At 75.0% G+C, this 17,020-nt stretch carries 19 protein-coding genes; 7 read left to right on the forward strand and 12 right to left on the reverse strand.

Annotated elements, in window-relative coordinates:
- Window positions 1–13: 13 nt before the first annotated feature.
- Window positions 14–889, forward strand: coding sequence for a VOC family protein (locus ACME2J_RS14345; protein WP_495545612.1), 876 nt, complete (start codon window positions 14–16; stop codon window positions 887–889).
- Between the two features lie 36 nt (window positions 890–925).
- Here the strand turns inward: ACME2J_RS14345 and ACME2J_RS14350 are convergent, their stop codons facing one another.
- Window positions 926–2,482: a S8 family serine peptidase gene (locus ACME2J_RS14350; RefSeq protein WP_495545613.1), complete on the reverse strand. Its 1,557-nt coding sequence runs from the start codon at window positions 2,480–2,482 to the stop codon at window positions 926–928.
- Between the two features lie 137 nt (window positions 2,483–2,619).
- On the opposite strand from ACME2J_RS14350, the gene ACME2J_RS14355 reads away from it, so the two are divergent.
- Window positions 2,620–3,039, forward strand: a complete 420-nt coding sequence (locus ACME2J_RS14355) for an acyl-CoA thioesterase (RefSeq protein WP_495545614.1) — start codon at window positions 2,620–2,622, stop codon at window positions 3,037–3,039.
- Window positions 3,040–3,042: 3 nt separating this feature from the next.
- On the opposite strand, the gene ACME2J_RS14360 is transcribed toward ACME2J_RS14355, so the two are convergent.
- Window positions 3,043–4,227, reverse strand: coding sequence for a serine hydrolase domain-containing protein (locus ACME2J_RS14360; RefSeq protein WP_495545615.1), 1,185 nt, complete (start codon window positions 4,225–4,227; stop codon window positions 3,043–3,045).
- Between the two features lie 31 nt (window positions 4,228–4,258).
- Window positions 4,259–5,083 carry an MmyB family transcriptional regulator gene (locus ACME2J_RS14365; RefSeq protein ID WP_495545616.1) on the reverse strand — a complete coding sequence of 275 codons (825 nt, stop codon included), beginning with the start codon at window positions 5,081–5,083 and terminating at the stop codon, window positions 4,259–4,261.
- A 112-nt stretch (window positions 5,084–5,195) separates the two neighbouring features.
- On the opposite strand from ACME2J_RS14365, the gene ACME2J_RS14370 reads away from it, so the two are divergent.
- Both ACME2J_RS14370 and ACME2J_RS14375 read left to right on the forward strand, forming a co-directional pair.
- A complete protein-coding gene (locus ACME2J_RS14370; protein WP_495545617.1) occupies window positions 5,196–5,426 on the forward strand; it encodes a hypothetical protein in 231 nt (76 codons plus the stop codon).
- 32 nt (window positions 5,427–5,458) lie between these two features.
- Window positions 5,459–5,992 (forward strand): gamma-glutamylcyclotransferase family protein, encoded by a 534-nt coding sequence (locus tag ACME2J_RS14375; protein WP_495545618.1) that lies wholly within the window; start codon window positions 5,459–5,461, stop codon window positions 5,990–5,992.
- 8 nt (window positions 5,993–6,000) lie between these two features.
- Here the strand turns inward: ACME2J_RS14375 and ACME2J_RS14380 are convergent, their stop codons facing one another.
- The 4 genes from ACME2J_RS14380 to ACME2J_RS14395 all read right to left on the reverse strand — a co-directional run bounded on the left by ACME2J_RS14380 (window position 6,001) and on the right by ACME2J_RS14395 (window position 9,968).
- Window positions 6,001–6,867, reverse strand: coding sequence for a short-chain dehydrogenase/reductase (locus ACME2J_RS14380; RefSeq protein WP_495545619.1), 867 nt, complete (start codon window positions 6,865–6,867; stop codon window positions 6,001–6,003).
- 22 nt (window positions 6,868–6,889) lie between these two features.
- A complete protein-coding gene (locus ACME2J_RS14385) occupies window positions 6,890–7,657 on the reverse strand; it encodes an ABC transporter permease (RefSeq protein WP_495545620.1) in 768 nt (255 codons plus the stop codon).
- A complete protein-coding gene (locus ACME2J_RS14390) occupies window positions 7,654–8,652 on the reverse strand; it encodes an ATP-binding cassette domain-containing protein (protein ID WP_495545621.1) in 999 nt (332 codons plus the stop codon). Before ACME2J_RS14390 ends, ACME2J_RS14385 begins: the two co-directional genes overlap by 4 nt.
- A gap of 353 nt (window positions 8,653–9,005) precedes the next feature.
- Entirely contained in the window at window positions 9,006–9,968 is a 963-nt protein-coding gene (locus ACME2J_RS14395; protein ID WP_495545622.1) for a YHYH protein, read from the reverse strand.
- A gap of 107 nt (window positions 9,969–10,075) precedes the next feature.
- Here ACME2J_RS14395 and ACME2J_RS14400 point away from each other — a divergent pair, with 107 nt between their 5' ends.
- Together ACME2J_RS14400 and ACME2J_RS14405 are read left to right on the forward strand one after the other, a co-directional pair.
- The gene (locus ACME2J_RS14400; protein ID WP_495545623.1) at window positions 10,076–10,564 is read left to right on the forward strand and encodes a limonene-1,2-epoxide hydrolase family protein; all 489 of its coding nucleotides are present in this window, start codon (window positions 10,076–10,078) and stop codon (window positions 10,562–10,564) included.
- Between the two features lie 172 nt (window positions 10,565–10,736).
- Window positions 10,737–10,946 (forward strand): hypothetical protein, encoded by a 210-nt coding sequence (locus ACME2J_RS14405; RefSeq protein ID WP_495545624.1) that lies wholly within the window; start codon window positions 10,737–10,739, stop codon window positions 10,944–10,946.
- Window positions 10,947–11,058: 112 nt separating this feature from the next.
- On the opposite strand, the gene ACME2J_RS14410 is transcribed toward ACME2J_RS14405, so the two are convergent.
- From ACME2J_RS14410 to ACME2J_RS14420, 3 genes are all read right to left on the reverse strand, one after another.
- Window positions 11,059–11,418: a hypothetical protein gene (locus ACME2J_RS14410; RefSeq protein ID WP_495545625.1), complete on the reverse strand. Its 360-nt coding sequence runs from the start codon at window positions 11,416–11,418 to the stop codon at window positions 11,059–11,061.
- 397 nt (window positions 11,419–11,815) lie between these two features.
- A complete protein-coding gene (locus ACME2J_RS14415; protein WP_495545626.1) occupies window positions 11,816–13,081 on the reverse strand; it encodes a DUF459 domain-containing protein in 1,266 nt (421 codons plus the stop codon).
- Window positions 13,082–13,129: 48 nt separating this feature from the next.
- A complete protein-coding gene (locus ACME2J_RS14420) occupies window positions 13,130–13,639 on the reverse strand; it encodes a hypothetical protein (protein ID WP_495545627.1) in 510 nt (169 codons plus the stop codon).
- 63 nt (window positions 13,640–13,702) lie between these two features.
- Between ACME2J_RS14420 and ACME2J_RS14425 the strand changes: the two genes are divergently transcribed.
- Window positions 13,703–14,116, forward strand: coding sequence for a hypothetical protein (locus tag ACME2J_RS14425; protein ID WP_495545628.1), 414 nt, complete (start codon window positions 13,703–13,705; stop codon window positions 14,114–14,116).
- 12 nt (window positions 14,117–14,128) lie between these two features.
- On the opposite strand, the gene ACME2J_RS14430 is transcribed toward ACME2J_RS14425, so the two are convergent.
- On the reverse strand, window positions 14,129–15,538 hold the full coding sequence (locus tag ACME2J_RS14430) for an NAD(P)-binding protein (protein ID WP_495545629.1): 1,410 nt from the start codon (window positions 15,536–15,538) through the stop codon (window positions 14,129–14,131).
- Between the two features lie 46 nt (window positions 15,539–15,584).
- Window positions 15,585–17,020, reverse strand: a 1,436-nt coding sequence (locus tag ACME2J_RS14435) for an aldehyde dehydrogenase family protein (protein ID WP_495545630.1), incomplete at its 5' end; no start/stop codon positions are given.

The raw sequence follows: 17,020 nt of genomic DNA on the forward strand, positions 1-17,020 counted from the left end.
GCATCATGCGGATATGGGCACGCCAGCGCAGCAGCTTCCGCCGCAGACGCGTCTCGGCCCCGTCCACCTGACGGTGAGCGACCTCGACCGCGCCGTCCCGTGGTACCAGGACGCCGCCGGGCTGCGCCTCCACGCCCGCGCGGACGACGCCCCCTCCGCGACCCTCGGCGCCGGGGACGAGGACCTCGTCGTCCTCCACGAGGATCCGCTCGCGCGTCGGCCCGGCCGGCACGCGGGCCTCTTCCACGTCGCGCTCCTCTTCCCCTCTCGCGACGAGCTCTCGCGGGCCGAGGCGCGCCTCACCCGGCGCGGGATCACGCTCGAGGGCGCCTCGGACCACGGCGTGAGCGAGGCGCTGTATCTCCGCGACCCGGACGGCAACGGGCTCGAGCTGTACGTCGACCGCCCGCGAGCCCAGTGGCCCGCGCCGCAGCGCGACGGGGAGACGGTCGGGATGTACACCCGGCCGCTCGACGGCGAGGGGCTGCGGCGCCTCACCGCAGGAGCCGAGCCCCCGCCGCACGCCGACGCCGGCCTGAAGGTCGGCCACGTCCACCTCCACGTCGGCGAGCTGCCGCGGGCGATCGCCTTCTACCGCGACGGCCTCGGGTTCGCGCTCACGACGACCTACCCGGGCGCGGCGTTCCTCGCGGCCGACGACTACCACCACCACGTCGCGGTCAACGTGTGGGCGGGCGAGAACGTCGCCCCCGCTCCCGAGCACGTCGCCGGCCTCCGTCACTGGACGGTCGTCGTCGACGGAACGGCCGCGGTCGACGCGGCGGCCGACCGCCTCCACGCCGCGGGCGTCGACGTCGCGCGCCGCGACGGCGGGCTCCGCGCGCGCGACCCGTGGGGGATCGCCGTCGAGGTGCGCCCGTCCGGCTGAACGGCCCCCGGTCGGCGACCCGCGGGTGGCCCGGCCTCAGCCGACCGCCTTCGTCGTCTGCTCGCCGCGGATGCGGCGGTCCAGGTCGCCGGTGAACTGGATCGAGAGGAAGCCGCCCTGCGCCGCCGCGCCGGACAGCCGCTCCTCGACGCTCCACCGCCCGCGGCGGATCCGCGCCCGCAGGCGCAGGGAGACGAGCTTGCCGTCGCCGCCGGCGTAGTCGTAGCGCACTCGCACGACGCCGCGGGCGCGGCGCGTGATCGTCCCGCGCACGCGCAGGACGCCGTCCTCGAGGCTCGATGCCGCCCGGCGCAGGCGGGCCGGCCGCCGCGCCGCCCGCAGCCGCACCTCGGAGGGGCGTACGCGCGCGTCGCCGTCGTAGTCGAGCCTGACGATCCCGGTCGTCGCGCGGCGCATCGCGCGCGGCAGCCGCTCGTCGACCCGCACCGTCCCGTCGTCGCGGACGCGCGCGGTGAACCGGTGGGTCCGCCCTCCGCTGCGCAGCCGGCCGGACAGCTCGCCGGTCGCCCGCCGCGTCATCTGCGCGAGGACGTCGAGGCGGCCGTCGTCGATCCGGGCCCGCCGGACGCGCAGCTTCGCCGGGCGGCGCGGGGTCGCGGGCGCGCTCGTCGCGACGGGCCCGCCGAGCGCCGCGGCCATGTCGAGCAGCCCCGCTCCGAAGACGGTGTCGGGCCCGGGGACGCCGACGTCCTGCGCCGTCGCGAGCAGACGGCCGATCGCCGCCTGCGCGTCGTAGCCCCGAGCGAGGAGGAGCGCGGCGGCGGCGGCGACGTGCGGCGTCGCCTGCGAGGTGCCGGACATCGAGCCGTAGCGGCCGTTGATCGTCGTCGACATGATCTTCTCCCCAGGCGCGACGATGTCCACGCGGAACCCGTAGTTGCTGAACGACGCGCGCTGGCGCTGCTCGTCCACGGCGCCGACGCAGAGGATCCGCCCGGTGACCAGCGGCTGCGAGCAGATCGGCAGGCTGAAGTTCCCGGCGGCTGCGACGACGACGGTCCCGGCGGCGACGGCGCGCTCGATCGCCTGCACGAGCGCCGAGCTCGGCAGGATGCGATCGGGAGCGTCGGGGCCGGCGCTGAGAGAGAGGTTGATGACGCGGGCGCCGCTGGCGACGGCGGCGTCGATCGCCTCGGCGATCGTGGTCGTCGATCCGCTGTTCGCCGCGTCGAGCGCGCGGATGACGAGGACACGCGCGCCCGGCGCCGCTCCCGCGACGCCGATGCCGTTGTCCTCGACGGCGGCGATGACGCCGGCGACGTGCGTTCCGTGGCCGTTGAGATCGGCGGGGACGCCGTCGCCGTCGACGAGGTCCGGCCCGGCGACGAGGTTCGCCGCGAGATCGGGATGGGCGAGATCGGCGCCGCTGTCGATGACCGCGACCGTCACGCCCGCCCCCCGCGTGACGGTGTGCGCCGCGTCGGCGCGGGTGGCGAAGAGGCCCCATTGGTGGGGTCTGAGCGGGTCGTCGGCGCGCGCCGTGACGGGTGCGGCGAGCGTGGTGGCGATCGCGACGGCGACGAGCGTGAGCGCAGCGCGCAGCGGCGCCCCCAGGGGACGGGTGACGGACACGAGGTCTCCTCCTCCCCACCCCTGGGTCGCGGTTATTGCTTAGCACCCTATCCAACCTGGATCCTGACGAAACGGCAGTCCCGCTGGACGGCGGGGCAGGCGCTGCCGGGCCGCGGACTGCACTAGGGTCCGCGCCGATGAGCGAGCCGACGACCGCCGGTCCCCTCGAAGCGCGCGTGACGATCCCGATCCGCTGGCGCGACCTCGACATGCTCGGCCACGTCAACCAGGCCGTCTACCACGAGATGCTCGAGGACGCCCGGGGCTCGATCTTCCAGTCCCTCGCCGCCGCGGCCGCCCGGCACACCGCCTACGTCCTCGTCCGCGTCGAGCTCGACTACCGCCACGAGGTCCGCAAGGACCACGGGCACGTCGTCGCCGTCGCCCGCGTCGGCCGGGTCGGCAGCTCCTCGATCGTGATCGACCACGAGATCCTCCTCCCCGACGGGACGATCGCGGCGAGCGGGACCTCCGTCGTCGTGGGCTGGGACCCCGAGACGCGTGCGAAGCGGGCGCTCGAGGCCGAGGAGCGGGAGCTCCTCGGCGCCGCGAGCTGAGCGTCAGCCGACCGGAGCGCCGACCTGCGCGTAGACCGCGCCCTCGAACCCGAGGGCCGCGGTGACGGCGCGCTCGTCGAAGAACGGGAGCACCTGGGTGAGGAACATCGCTGCGACACCCGTCGCGCGGTCGATCCAGTAGTAGCAGTTGGCGAGGCCCGCCCAGTCGCCCGTCCCTGCCCGCCGCATCCCGGGGAGGTCCTCGAGGACGAGGTGGAACCCGAGGCCCCACGACTGCGCGACGGGAAGGGACGGGATGTCGTTCGAGAGATCCTTCCGCGCCGAGCGGATCACCTCGGGAAGGCGGAGGTCGCCGATCTGCGGGCGCAGCGCCTCGTCGACGGTCTCCGGCCGGAGGATCCGCTCGCCGTCGAGCTCCCCGCCCCGCAGCAGCGCGCGGAGGAAGCGCGTGTAGTCGCCGGCCGTCGAGTACGCGCCGTGGCCGCCGAAGATCATCGGCGGATCGGCCGGCCACTCGAGGTCCGTCGGCTGCAGCCCGCCGTCGGGCAGCCGCGCGTGGATCGGCATGGAGCGCGCGAGCTGGTCGGCGCTGGCCCGGAACGTCGTGTCGCCCATGCCGAGCGGGCCGAAGACGCTCTCGGCGAGGAACGCGTCGAGGGGCCGCCCGCTCGCGGCCTCGACGACGAGGCCGGCCCAGTCGGTGTTCGTCCCGTACTCCCACACCGTCCCCGGGTCGTGGACGAGCGGGGCCTCGAGGGCCTTCGGCTCGAAGTGCAGCACGGTCGGGCAGCCGGTCGCCTCGTGCCAGCGCATGAGGTCCTCGTGGAGGAAGAAGTAGCCGGCCCCCGCCGTGTGGCTGAGGAGCTGCCGGACGGTCGCCTGGCTCGCCGGCGGACGCAGGCGCGGCTCGTCGCCGTCGAAGCCGTCGAGGACCTGCAGCTCGCCGAAGGCCGGGACGTAGGAGGACACCGGCGCATCGAGGTCGACGTCGCCGCGCTCGACGAGCTGGAGGACGGCCACCGTCGCGAGGGCCTTCGTCATCGACGCGATGCGGATGACGGTGTCCGGCGCCGCGGGGACGTCGCCACCGGCGGTGAGCGTCCCGAAGGCCGAGTGGTAGAGCACCTCGTCGGGGGTGGCGACGGTGGCGACGACGCCGGGGACGTCCCCCGCGGTCGCGGCTGCGGAGAGGATCTCGTCGAGGGCGGAGGGATCGAAGGAGGCCATGGCGCACGCTAGCCCGGCTCTCGACAGCGCGTCAACCGTCGCGGGACGACTTGGCGGCGTGGAGCGCGGCGGCGGTCTCCCCGTCGGCGGGGAAGAACGTCTCGATCGCCAGCTCGGAGACGGTGACGTCGAGCGCCGTGCCGAAGACCGCGATCGTCGAGAACAGGCGCAGGACCGTGCCGTCGAGACGCTCGAGCTCCATCGGGACGACGAGCATGCGGGCGGGGTCCGGGGCCATCGACGCGTCCTCGCAGACGCCCGGGAAGCCGCGGATCTCCTCGAGGAGCGCGTCGAGGGCGTCGTCCGCGGCGAGGAGCGCCTGGCGTCGCAGTCGCGTGACCGCGTGCTCGGAGAACTCGGCGAGGTTGCGGATCCTCGGCGCGAGCCCGTCGGGGTGCAGGCTCACGCGGACGACGTTCGCGGGCGGCTCGAGGAGGGCCGGGTCGACGCCCTCGGCGAGGATCGCCAGCGCGGGACCGTTCGCGCTGACGAGGTTCCAGCGGCGGTCGACGATGAGCGCCGGGAAGGGCTCGTGCCCGGCGAGGATCGTGTCGAGCGCGCTGCGGATCGGCTCCATCACCTCGTCGTCGAGCGAGCGCTCGGGGAAGGCGGGCGCGTACCCCGCCGCGAGGAGGAGCGTGTTGCGCTCGCGCAGCGGGATCTCGAGGTGCTCGGCGAGATGCAGGAGGAGGTCGCGGCCGGGACGGGAGCGGCCCGTCTCGACGAAGCTGAGGTGCCGGGCCGACACCGCCGCCTCGAGCGACAGGTCGAGCTGGCTGAGTCGCCGGCGGCGGCGCCAGTCGCGGAGCAGCTCCCCGACGGTCGCGGACGGTGCTGTGGGCGCGGTCGTGCTCATCGAGGGCGACGATAGCCCGGCGCGTGAGGCCTGTCGCCTACCTCGCAGGTCATTGCGCCGCCTCCCGCCCGAGGGCACGGTTGGCGGCGTCATCCGACCGAAGGAGCCTGTCATGCAGACCATCAGCCGCCGTCGCCTCGTCGTCGCCGAGGTCGCCGCGATCGTCCTCGCGATCGACGCCGTCATCGCCCTCCTCGTCGGCGCGCCCGCCTGGGTGCCGATCGCGTTCGCCGTCCTCGCCGCCGACGCCGCGGCCTACGCCGCCTGGCAGGTCCGCGGGCTGCGCCGCACCGCCCCGGCCTCGACGGAGCGTGTCGCGCCTCCCACCGTCGCCGCGCGCTGACCGCCCGCTCGCGGACGTGCGACCCTCGGGTGGTGACCGATCACGTCTTCGCCTACGGGTCGCTCGTCCGCGAGCATCCCGGCGCTCCCGCCGCGCTCCTGCGGGGCGCGGCGCGGTGGTGGGGCGTCGCGATGGACAACGCGGCCGACGTCCCCGGCTACAAGCACTACCGCGACCCGGCGGGCCGCCGCCCCGCCGTCCACGTCGCGTTCCTCGACCTGCGCGCGGCGCCCGGCGTCGAGATCGCCGGCGTCCTCGTCCCCGTCGACGAGGCGGTCCTCAGCGCGCTCGACGCGCGCGAGCGCAACTACGTCCGCACCGAGGTGACGGCGGGCATCCGCGAGGCCGAGGTGGGAGGGCGCGTGTGGACCTACGTCGGCACGCCCGCCGGGCGCGCCCGGCTCGTGGCGGCCCGTGCCGCCGGGGCGGCCGTCGTCCACCGCCAGTACGTCGAGCGGGTCGAGGCCGGCTACGACGCGCTCGGCGGCGGGTCGCTCGACGCGTTCCGCGCGACGACCGACCCGCACGACCTCCCCCTCGCCGACCTCGAGCGCGTCGAGACCTGACCCGCCGGTCAGGCGGTCGTCGGCTGGTCCTCTCCGGCGCGGGCGTCGAGCTCGCCGACGATCTCCTGCGTCGCGGCGTCCTTCTCGACGTAGCGGTCGAGGAGCGGGTTGAGGACGCCTCGCAGGACGCTGAAGGCCGTCCACCGCCGCGGGCGGATGATCCGCGGCGCCCTCTTCTCGATGCCCGCGACGATCGCGTTGCCGGCGACGTCCGGATGCAGCCGCTTCTGCAGCGGCTTCGGGAGCGTCGAGATCATCCGGTCGGCGATGGGGTCCTCGTCGAGCGCGCGGTGGACCATCTCGGTGTCGATGAAGCCGAAGTACGCGACGCTCGCGCTCGCCCCCTTCGGCGTGAGCTCGACGCGCAGCGCGCGGCCGAGCTGCTCGACCCCGGCCTTCGCCATCGCGTAGGAGGCGACGCCCATCCCGTTGAGGAACGCGTAGACGGACGCGATGACGACGACGTGCCCGCGACGCTCGACGATCTGCGGGAGCGCCGCCTCGACGGTCCGCGCGACGCCGAAGAGGTTGACGTCGATGACGCGGTCGAAGGTCTCCGACGACGTCGCGCGGAACGTCGCGCCGCGCGGGGCGATGCCCGCGTTGGCGACGACGACGTCGAGGCCGCCGAAGCGCTCGACCGTCCGGGCGACCGCCCGCTGCATCGCCGAGCGGTCGGTGACGTCGGCGCCGATCCCGATCGCGCGCGTCGCGTCGAGCTCGTCCGCGGTCGCCTGGGACGCGCCCTCGTCGAGGTCGACGATCGCGACCGAGGCGCCCCTTGCGAGGAGCGCCTTCGCCGTCGCCTTCCCGATTCCGCGCGCGCCGCCGGTGACGAGCGCGACCTTGCCGCCGAGGTCGTATGTCGTGGCCATGCGCGGACTCTACGGGCTGTCGTCAGCCCTTCGCGACCGCCTTGCGGTAGCGCGCCGTCGCCAGGGGCGCGAAGACCGCGAGGATCACGAGCGACCACGCGACGGCGCCGAGCACGCTGCCGTCGGGGGCGTCGAGCCACAGCGTCCGCATCGCGTCGACGACGACGGTGAACGGGTTGATCTCCGCGAACCACTCGAGGCCGGCGGGCATCGACTCGACGGGCACGAACGCCGACGAGATGAACGTGAGCGGGAAGACCGCCATGAACCCGAACGAGTTCGCCGCCTCCGGCGTGGAGACGACGGTGCCGATGTAGGCGAAGACCCACGAGAACGCGTAGCCGAAGAGCATGAGCAGCCCGATCCCGGCCACGATCTCGCCCACCCCGGCGTCGAACTCGAACCCGATGATGAGCCCGGTGATGAGGAGGATCGTCAGCGAGAGCGTGTTTGTCACGACGTCGGCGAGCGTGCGGCCGGCGAGGACCGCGGGACGGGCCATCGGCAGCGACCGGAAGCGGTCGATGAGGCCCTTCGAGAGGTCCTCGCAGAGCCCGAGGGCGGTCGTGAACCCGCCGAACGCGATGTTCTGCACGATGATCCCCGGGATGAGGAAGTCCGCGTAGTCCTCGTAGCCGGGCGTCGAGATCGCGCCCCCGAAGACGTAGACGAAGAGGAGCACGAACATCACCGGCTGCGCGGTGAACGCGACGAAGAGGTCCGGCTGGCGCGGGAGCCGGACGAGGTTGCGCTCGGCGATGACGAGCGTGTCGGCGACGAGACGCCTCATGCCGCCACCTCCGAGCCCTCGTCGCCTGCTCCCTCGTCGCCGTCGCCCTCCGCGACGTGACCGGTGAGCGCGAGGAAGACGTCGTCCAGCGTCGGGCGGCGGATGCCGATGTCGTCGACGCCGACGCCCGCCTCGTCGAGCCGGCGGACCGCCTCGACGATGACGCCGCTGCGCGACTGCACGAGGAGAGAGACCGTCGCCCCGTCGGTCACCGGCGCCTCCGCGCACATCGCCGAGAGGGCGGCGGCCGCCGCGGGCGCCGCCGCGGCGTCGGTGAGGTGGACGACGAGCCGCTCGCCACCCACCCGGTCCTTCAGCTCGTCCGCGGTGCCGTCGGCGATGACGCGGCCGTGGTCGATGACGGCGATGCGGTCGGCGAGCCGGTCGGCCTCGTCGAGGTACTGGGTCGTGAGGAGGACGGTGGTCCCCTCGGCCACGAGGTCCTCGATCGTCTCCCACAGCGAGAGGCGGCTGCGCGGGTCGAGGCCCGTCGTCGGCTCGTCGAGGAACACGATCGGCGGCCGGGCGACGAGAGCGGCGGCGAGGTCGAGCCGCCGTCGCATGCCGCCCGAGTAGGTCTTCGCCGGCCGGCCGGCGGCCGCGGTGAGGCCGAAGCGCTCGAGCAGCTCGTCGGCCCGGCGCTTCGCAGCGGCACGGGACTCCCCGTAGAGGCGGCCCACCATGACGAGGTTCTCGCGGCCCGTGAGGTTCTCGTCGACCGCCGCGTACTGCCCGGCGAGGCCGATGCGCGACCGCAGCGCCTCGGCGTCGGCGACGGCGTCGAGGCCCGCCACTCGCACCTCGCCGGCGTCGGGCGCCAGCAGCGTCGTGAGGACGCGGACGGCCGTCGTCTTGCCGGCGCCGTTGGGACCCAGCAGGCCGAGGACGGTCCCCTCGTCGACGTCGAGGTCGACGCCCTGCAGCGCGTGGACCTCGCCGAAGCTCTTGCGCAGCCCGCGGACGCGGATCGCCTTGCGGTCGGTGGGCGATGACATGCAGGCACCCTAGAGGCGGGGCGAGCCGGGCGGCCGGATGGCCGCGGCACGTGCGCTGCACCGTGGACGACACGCCGTCGCCGAGCGCGCGCGGCGCCGTGAGCCCCGGGCTGGCGGCGGCGAGGTCGGTCCCCGGGATGACCGCGGCGAGGTCGATCCGGACCGTCGCGGCGACCCGTCCGCCGTCGATGGCGGACGCCGCGCCGGCGCCGTCGACGAGCGCGTCCTCCGCGCCCCGGTTCGCACGGGAGGACACCGTCACGTCGTCGCCGGACGCGGTGCGCAGGCGCAGCTCGAGAGTGATCGTCCGGTCCTCGTCGAGCGCGGTCGACGCCGCGGCGGGAGCGCATCCCTCACCCGCGCCCGCCGCCCGGGGTCGGAGAGGGCGCGCCGGTGAAGTCGCCCGCCGACGCGTCGGTGAGGCCGTGGTAGCAGTACGGCAGGTAGGGGTAGGTGTCGGTCGCGTAGTAGCGGTAGTTGCCGTCGGCGCCGACGCGCCCGTTGCACTCGTCGAGGCCGCCGTCGCTCTCCCGGTACTCCCAGGCGTCGGGCGTCGTCGAGCCCTCGTCGACCCGGACGTAGCTGGACGACACGGTCTCCGTGTCGGTGCACGCCTCGTCGGTGCACGCGACGTCCGTCATCACGGGGTAGCCGTCGAGCGACCAGCCGACGACGGTCGCGGGGTCGTCGAGCTCCTCCTGGGTGAAGAGGCAGTCCATCCGCGCGTGGTAGTGGTAGAGCCCGCCTGGCGCCGTGTGACCGTTGCACTGGTCGAGGAGCCCGTCGGAGAGCGGGTCCCGCAGCCCGTCGCGCGGCGCCTCGAAGGCGCCGAAGGAGACGACGCCGTTGACGGCGACGCCGGAGGGCCCGAGGCCCATCGCCTGGGGACCCGAGGCCTCCGTCGGACTGAGGGGCAGTGTGAACGAGAGATCCTGCGCCGCGAGGTCGTTCGGGGTGATCGGGGCGTACTCGTAGTCGATGAGGCCGTTGGTCGTCACGGTCGCCGAGTCGCCGGTGCACTCGACGTCGAAGGCGACCTCCTGCCCGTTGGCCTCCGCGCCGTCGCGGGCGGTCTGGAAGACGTCCGCCGGGCAGTCGCCGGGCAACGGACCGTGCGGGCGGGCGCCGCCGGCCGCCTCGGAGGAGCCCTGGAGGGCGTCCTCGCCGGCCGGGGAGGTGCTCGCCGCCGGTGCCGCGGCCGCCGCCACGCGGTCGGACGCCCCGTCGCTGCTCTCGGCGCCCTCCCCGCAGCCGGTGATCACCGCCGCGCTCCCGAGCACGGCGAGGACGGAGCAGATTCGGCTCGTGAAGGTCATGCGCCCACGCTAGGCCGCGTCCCTGGGAGCTTCGTGGGAGCCCCGTGAGCGTTCTCCGGGCCCGGCGACCCCTGCTCGCGTCCTTCGGGCCGAGGTAGGGTCCGCTCATGCCCGACACCACGACTCCCGCCAGCCGCAACGGCTCCTCCGGCACCGGCTCGACACAGGAGCGCGAGGCCATCGCCGTCGTCGAGCGCTTCATCGAGGCGCTCGAGAACCTCGACATCGAGGGCGCCGCGGCCCTCTGCACCGACGACGTCGTCTACCAGAACGTCCCGCTCCCGGCGACGCGCACCCGCGCTGGGCTCGTGCGCACGCTGAAGTCGTTCTTCCCGCCGGTCGGGCGTCCGACGTTCGAGGTGCGGATGCACAACATCGCCGCCAACGGCTCGACGGTGCTCACCGAGCGCACCGACGTCCTCGGCGTCGGGGCCTTCAAGGCGTCGTTCTGGGTCTGCGGCACGTTCGAGGTCCGCGACGGCCGCATCGCCCTCTGGCGGGACCGCTTCGACTTCGGGAACATGCTCGTCGGCTTCGGCCGCGGCGCCGTCGGCGCGGCGTGGACGGGCGTGCGCGGGCTGCTCGGCCGCCGCTGATCACGGCGGCGGGCGGCGCGGAGACCTGCGGGGGCCAGGACCCGACGAAGGGCGCGCGAGCCCTGTCGCGACCGCCGTCGCACGACTACGATTGGCCCAGGGGCGCTGCCGCGTCCGCGAGGCGGGCGAGCGCCCCGAGAGGCTGAGACCGCCGACCGCGACGAGGTGAACGATGATCGAACTGACGCCGGCCCAGGCACGCGCCCTCGCCGAACTGGCCGAGCGGCACGGCAAGCTCGTCCTCCATCAGCTCGCGCACCATCATCCGCAGCACGAGCCCGACGCCGTGTACGCGACGCCCCACGGCACGAAGAACGGCTACCGGATCGACCCCGACGGCGACGCCGCCTCGATCGGAGAGACGCTTCCCGCCTCCGAGTGAGGCGTCCGTCGCCGAGCGGGCGACCGGGAGCGGCCGGGACGGCCCGCGCGGTCGTCCCGGCGAGGGCGCCGACGCGCGCAGCGGACCGCTGCGTCGCGCGATCCGGGCGCCGCTACCGACTCGGACCCCCGGTCTCGACGTGCAGGCGCGCCTCCTCGAGGAGCCTCGCCGTCTCGTCCGCCCAGTGATCTCCGCCCGGGCGCAGCCAGCTCACGGCGACGCGCGCCGACTCGATGTGCCGGCCGACGATCCGGCGGAGGTGGTCGTGATGGTCGCGGTCGTCCGGGGCGGTCGTGGCGGAGGAGACCTCCGCGGCCCGCCGGAGCAGCACGACGATGTCGTCGAGGTCCTGCGCTTCGATCTGATCGAACGTGCCCGGGGGCTCGGCGTCGAGCAGCTCGCTCAGCTCGAGCGCATCGGACGACGCACGACGCAGCTCCTCGATCAGCTCGCGACGCGTCTTGCCGGTCATGTTCACGTGCCTACCCGCTTTCTCGCGCTCGTCCGAGCGACATCGGCCAGGTGTCCACGGCAGCGACGCGACGCCGCGGCCCGCGAACGAAGGTCTGCCGTCGCGGCGACGTCACTGCCGTGATGTCCCGGGGAGCCGTGGCTCCCCGGGACCACCACGACTCCGGGTCGAGCGGTCGGGGACCCGCTCGACTCGACTCGAGCCGGCCGGGGCAGGGGACGGTCCGACTCATCTGGAACAGTATTACTGCGACAGATTTCGTGAATCTTCCCGTGGTGGCATGTTCGTCTGCCTAGGGGTATATGCAGTCGTCCAGAAGTCGCTCGCCCAGATCCTTCCCGGTGGAGCCCGATGCGAATCGCGCGCTCGCGTCCCGGGCCGACGCGAGCCGCGAACGTCAGCCGATGTATCCGTCCCGCCTCAGGCACCGCACGATGACGCCGGCGGCGATCGACGCGCCCTTGACGTTGAGGTGGACGCCGTCGTCCTGACGGACCGTCACACGACGGCCGCCCGCGCGGATGGAGGCGCGGAAGCGGCCACCCGGGGTGAACCGCCGGCGCATGTCGATGACCGCGACCGCGGTCTCGTCGAAGCGGCGTGCGGCGCGGAGGATCGCCCGGTTCACCGGCCGGAACACGCGGTTGAACCGCTCGTCCCGGGCGGCGGGCAGGAGGAGCCAGTAGACGCGGCCCGCGCCGCCGCGCGCGTAGCTGCGCATCATCGTCTCGACGCGATCGGCGTACGCCGCGACCCAATCCTCGCCGCAGCAGTCGACGCGACGACCGCCGCGGCGCAGCGGGAAGCCGTCGTTCGCCCCGAGGAAGACGACCGTGACGTGCGGCTCGAACGAACGCGCCATGCCCCGGGCCCTCCCGAGCCAGTCGAACTGCTCGGGCTTGGAGATCCCGGTCGCGATGTGCGCGTCGCTGCGCACCCGGCCGCCGCGGTCGCGAAGCCGCCGGTCGAGGAACCCGTCGATGATCTGGATCATCGAGTCGCCTGTGGCGAGCAGGCGGAACCGTCCCGCCGCCCGCCGCACACGCCCGGTCCCCGCCGCCTCCTGCCCGTAGGGAGTGCGCATCGTCACCCGGTAGCGGCCCGGGACCGGGGCCGGCAGCCGCACGACCCGCGCCCGCTCTCCCGGCGCGAAGCGGACGACCTCGCAGCGGGGAGCACGCCGGCCGGGCGCGGCGCAGACGCGCACCTCGGCATCGCCGACCCCGAACCGGTCGGCGATCCGCACGTCGATGCCGCGGCGCGCCCGGCCGCGCCCCGTGCCGAGGACGAAGCGCCGCCCGCACGCCGGCGTCGTCGCGGCGGTGACCGTCTGCCGCGTCGAGCCGTCCGGCAGCACCGCCGTCACCGTGATCTCGCGGGTGAGGCGGTCGCACCGCCACGCCAGCAGTCGGCGGCGACCGCTCGTCGGCGCCGTGAGCGGCATCGTCGTCACGAGCTCGGGAGTCCCGGTCGTCGTCTCGTCGACGCGCAGCACCGCGCCCGGCGGGCCGCCGGCCTTCAGCCGGATCCAGCCGCGCTCGACGACCGACGCCTTCGCGTGCACGACTCCCACCGGCGGCAGCTGCGGACCCTGCGCGCCCGCACCGGCGGCGTGCCCGAGGAGGACACCCAGGACGATCGCGATCCCTGCCGGCCGACGCACGCGGCGCGACGCTACCACGCCGCGCGGCGCATCTCGGCGCGGAGCCGCTCAGCCCGTCTCGACGTCGTAGACCTCCTCGGCGGGCGCCGCGACGACGAGGGCCGCTGTCTCGCGCTTGCACTCGGCGAAGCGCCGCTCCTGCGCCGGGCTGCGCGGCTCGGTCCGCGCGAGGTCGATGAGCTCGTCGGGGACGAAGCCCTCGCGCACGACGAGCGTCACCTCGCGTCCGCGGTGGCCGAGCGCGAAGACGAACCGCTCGAGCGTCCGCCCGCGCTCCGGCCGCGAGAGCGACGGGTCGAGCGTGAAGCGGCCGTCGCTCACCGCGCGCGTCGCCATCTCGAACGCGTCGCGGGCGCCCGGCCCGCCGAACGCCGTGCGCACGGTCACCGCCCGCCGCTCGCACGGGCCCTCGCCGGCGAGGAGCGGGATGCCGCGCTCGAGGACCTTGCAGGCGTGGGCGACGCCGGCCGGGGACCCCGGGCCGTGGTAGCGCAGGAGATCCTCGTAGGTGAAGGTGAGGTGCTCCCCGCGCTCGGCGAGGACGATCGCGCCCGCCATCCACACACCCTCGCAGGCCGCGCCCCGGCACGCGAGCGCCCGGTCCGGTTCACTGTGCGGGACATGAGCGACCCGTTCCCCACCTGGCCACCCGAGTGGATCGAGGAGCACGAGCTCGCCTCCGAGGAGATCCTCCAGGCCGCGGAAGGCGTCGAGCTCACGAGCGCGCTGCGCGCCGACGACCGCATCATGCTCGCCGTCTCGTGGCCGGGCGGGCGCCGCTACCTCATCGTCGACCCCGTCGGCAACGACGCGCCGCAGGCCCTGCGCATCGGCGAGGTCGCCGACGACCCGCAGACCGCACGGCTCATCGACGCCCTCTGGTCGCGGGCCCTCGAGCTCGCGAAGCGGCTCATCGACGGCGACCTCGACGCGCTCGCCCGCGAGGCGCAGGCCGCCTACGAGGCGATGACCGCCGAGGCCGCCGAGGGCGAGGAGAAGCCCAAGCGCCGTCTGCCCTGGCGCCGCGGCGGCTGAATCCGCCGCGCCTCAGGGGCGCGCGCCGGGGCACCCGCCCTGCGCCGCGAGCCCGGCCATCGCCGCGAGCCCCGGCTCGAGCACCGACCCCAGACGCTCGCGGGCGGCGGTGAAGGCCGCGTCGGCGAGCCCGTCGGCCGGCGCGCGCGACGGATTCAAGGCCACGCCGTCCGCCCACTCGCGGATGTCCGGCTCGGCTCCCCACGCCCGCGCCGCGCGCCCGCCGAGAGCCTGCATGAGCGCCCAGTCGGCGGGCGTGTCCGAGAGCGGGGCCGGCGGGCACAGCCGGTTCTTCTCCTCGTCCTCCTCACGGGTCGCCTCGACGTAGCCGACGAGAGCCGCGCCGAAGCACGGGAACCCCGTGCGGGCCGGCTGGATCGTGATCGCCCCCTCCCCCCAGATCGGGACGAGCGGCGGGTACTGCAGCCCGGCCGCGGCGCAGTGGACGACAACGGCGTCGCGCTCGATCGCCACCTCCCCCCGGTCGAGCTCGATCCGGCCGGTCGTGACGGCACGGACGTGACCGAGCCGGACGACCCGCTCGACGGTCCGCAGCAGGTCGAGCTCCCACTGCGCGAGCGTCGGGGTCTTCGCCATCGTCGGGGTCGTCGAGCGGTCGATGCGCAGCATCACCCCCGCGGCCTCGAGGCGCAGGAAGAGGTCGTCCGGAGAGGACGCGGCGACCGCGGCTTCCATCGTGTCGGCTGCCATGGCGGTGAAGACGGCGGGGTCGGGCTGGACGACCGCGCGGTTGAGCATCCACGGCTCCCGTGGCCGCACCCAGCGGATCGCGTCCGGCTCCACCCCCTGCCCGAGGAGCCACACGATGGTGTCGGTCGCCGTCTTCCCGGACCCGACGACGACGAGCTCCGCCGGCGCGGCCTCGAGCTGCGGGAGGGCGTGGACGGGGAGCACGCGCGCCCCCTCGCCGACCGCGAACGGCGGCGGGGTCGTCGCGGGGATCTCCGGGGCGAGGTAGCGGGCGTCGACGATCCGGCAATCAGGGCCGGCATCGACGCGCTTCCCCGACAGGCGGGAGACGAACGCGCCGCCGCCGAGGTGCTCGCAGCCCGGGTGGAAGGTGACGCGGCCGGACGGCACGAGCTGGTCGTCGAGCAGGCGGCGGTAGTAGGCGCAGACCTCCGCGGCGCCGGCACGCTCGTGCAGCCCGGCCTCGGGACCCACCCGCTGGATCGCGCCCGAGCCGAGGACCGTCGAGGCGACGCCGTAGAAGGCGGAGGCCTGGTGGAGGCGCACGAACGGGTACGCGTCGAGCCAGTGGCCGCCGGGCGCGTGGCGGCGGTCGACGAGCGCGACGCGCACGTCGGCGTGCCGGACGAGGGCGTCGGTGAACGCCATCCCCGACGCACCGGCGCCGACGACGAGGTAGTCCGCTTCGAGCCGCTGCACCATCGTGCTCATCCAACCACGCGCCGGTGCGTCCTCGGGACGGGCACGCTCGAGCTCCTCACTCGAGCGGGAGCCCGTGCCGGACGGTGCTCTCGGTGACGACGACGGGCTCGGCGAACCGCAGGAGGTAGTCGGCGCCACCGGCCTTCGCGCCCGTCCCCGACAGCCGGTTCCCGCCGAACGGCTGCCGCCCGACCATCGCCCCGGTCGTCGCCCGATTGACGTAGAGGTTGCCGACGGGCGTGCGCCGCGCGACCCGCGCGATGACGTCGGGGTCGCGGGAGAAGAGCCCGCCGGTGAGCGCCTGCGGAAGGTCGTCGACGATCGCGCACGCGGCATCGACGTCGGCGACCGTCTCGAGCGTGAGGACCGGCCCGAAGAGCTCGCGGCGCAGGAGCGGGTCGTGCGGCTCGGGGGACACGGCGAGCGCGGGCGCGACGAAGAGGCCGTCGCCGCCGGGCGCCTCGCCGCGGACGACCTCCCCCGTGAGCGCTGCGACGGCGGCCTCGAGCCGGTCGCGGGACTCGACGTCGATGACCGGCCCGACGTCCGTCGCGAAGTCGTCGGCCGGCCCGACCCGCAGCGTCGCGAGGGCGCCGGCGAGCCGCTCCGCGAGCGCGTCGGCGACGCGCGCGTGCGCGAGCACCCGCGACGCGGCCGAGCACTTCTGCCCGGCGAAGGCGTAGGCCGAGCGCAGGACGGCGGGGACGACGACGTCGAGGTCGGCGTCCGCGTCGACGATCGCGCAGTTCTTGCCGCCCATCTCCGCGACGACGCTCGTGACGTGGCGGCGCTCGGCCGACGGCTCGGTGACCGCGCGGACGATCTCGAGGCCGACGGCCGCGCTGCCCGTGAACGCGACGACGTGGACGCCCGGGTGGCGGACGAGCGCTGCTCCGACCTCGCCGGCGCCGGGGAGGAGCGCGAGCGCGTCGGCCGGGACGCCGGCTCCGTGGAGCGCGTCGACGAGGGCCGCCGCGCACGCCGGCGACTGCTCGGCGGGCTTGAGGCAGACGGCGTTGCCGGTCGCGAGCGCCGCGGCGGTCATGCCGCAGGCGATCGCGAGCGGGAAGTTCCACGGCGCGACGACCGCGGCGACGCCGCGCGGCCGGTAGCGCATGGCGTTGCGCTCCCCCGGCACCTGCACGAGCTCGGGCCCGTGCTCGACGGCGACCGCCGCCCGCGCGTAGTACTCGAGGAAGTCGATCGCCTCGCAGACGTCGGCGTCGGCCTCGGGCCACGGCTTGCCGCATTCGCGCACGGCGAGGGCCGCGAGCGCACGCCGGTCGTCGCGGAGCGCCCCGGCCGCGCGGACGAGGACCGCCGCGCGCTCCTCGGCCGGACGCGCCCCCCAGCGCGAGGCCCCGGCGAGCCGGACGGCGTCATCGACCTCGACGGCCGTCGCGGACGCGCTCTCGGCGACCGTCCGCCGCACGTCGGACGGGTCGGCCGAGCGCAGGCTCGCCGGCTCGGCGCGCTCCTGACCGCCGATCC

The sequence above is a fragment of the Paraconexibacter sp. genome (assembly GCF_059438195.1).

Bases quoted from the DNA above. Each gene is read 5' to 3' on its own strand.
- ACME2J_RS14360 (WP_495545615.1), bottom strand. From the start codon at position 4,227: ATGGCCTCCTTCGATCCCTCCGCCCTCGACGAGATCCTCTCCGCAGCC.
- ACME2J_RS14355 (WP_495545614.1), top strand. From the start codon at position 2,620: ATGAGCGAGCCGACGACCGCCGGTCCCCTCGAAGCGCGCGTGACGATC.
- ACME2J_RS14400 (WP_495545623.1), top strand. From the start codon at position 10,076: ATGCCCGACACCACGACTCCCGCCAGCCGCAACGGCTCCTCCGGCACC.
- ACME2J_RS14370 (WP_495545617.1), top strand. From the start codon at position 5,196: ATGCAGACCATCAGCCGCCGTCGCCTCGTCGTCGCCGAGGTCGCCGCG.
- ACME2J_RS14390 (WP_495545621.1), bottom strand. From the start codon at position 8,652: ATGTCATCGCCCACCGACCGCAAGGCGATCCGCGTCCGCGGGCTGCGC.
- ACME2J_RS14395 (WP_495545622.1), bottom strand. From the start codon at position 9,968: ATGACCTTCACGAGCCGAATCTGCTCCGTCCTCGCCGTGCTCGGGAGC.
- ACME2J_RS14405 (WP_495545624.1), top strand. From the start codon at position 10,737: ATGATCGAACTGACGCCGGCCCAGGCACGCGCCCTCGCCGAACTGGCC.
- ACME2J_RS14365 (WP_495545616.1), bottom strand. From the start codon at position 5,083: ATGAGCACGACCGCGCCCACAGCACCGTCCGCGACCGTCGGGGAGCTG.
- ACME2J_RS14420 (WP_495545627.1), bottom strand. From the start codon at position 13,639: ATGGCGGGCGCGATCGTCCTCGCCGAGCGCGGGGAGCACCTCACCTTC.
- ACME2J_RS14380 (WP_495545619.1), bottom strand. From the start codon at position 6,867: ATGGCCACGACATACGACCTCGGCGGCAAGGTCGCGCTCGTCACCGGC.
- ACME2J_RS14345 (WP_495545612.1), top strand. From the start codon at position 14: ATGGGCACGCCAGCGCAGCAGCTTCCGCCGCAGACGCGTCTCGGCCCC.
- ACME2J_RS14425 (WP_495545628.1), top strand. From the start codon at position 13,703: ATGAGCGACCCGTTCCCCACCTGGCCACCCGAGTGGATCGAGGAGCAC.
- ACME2J_RS14430 (WP_495545629.1), bottom strand. From the start codon at position 15,538: ATGAGCACGATGGTGCAGCGGCTCGAAGCGGACTACCTCGTCGTCGGC.
- ACME2J_RS14385 (WP_495545620.1), bottom strand. From the start codon at position 7,657: ATGAGGCGTCTCGTCGCCGACACGCTCGTCATCGCCGAGCGCAACCTC.
- ACME2J_RS14410 (WP_495545625.1), bottom strand. From the start codon at position 11,418: ATGACCGGCAAGACGCGTCGCGAGCTGATCGAGGAGCTGCGTCGTGCG.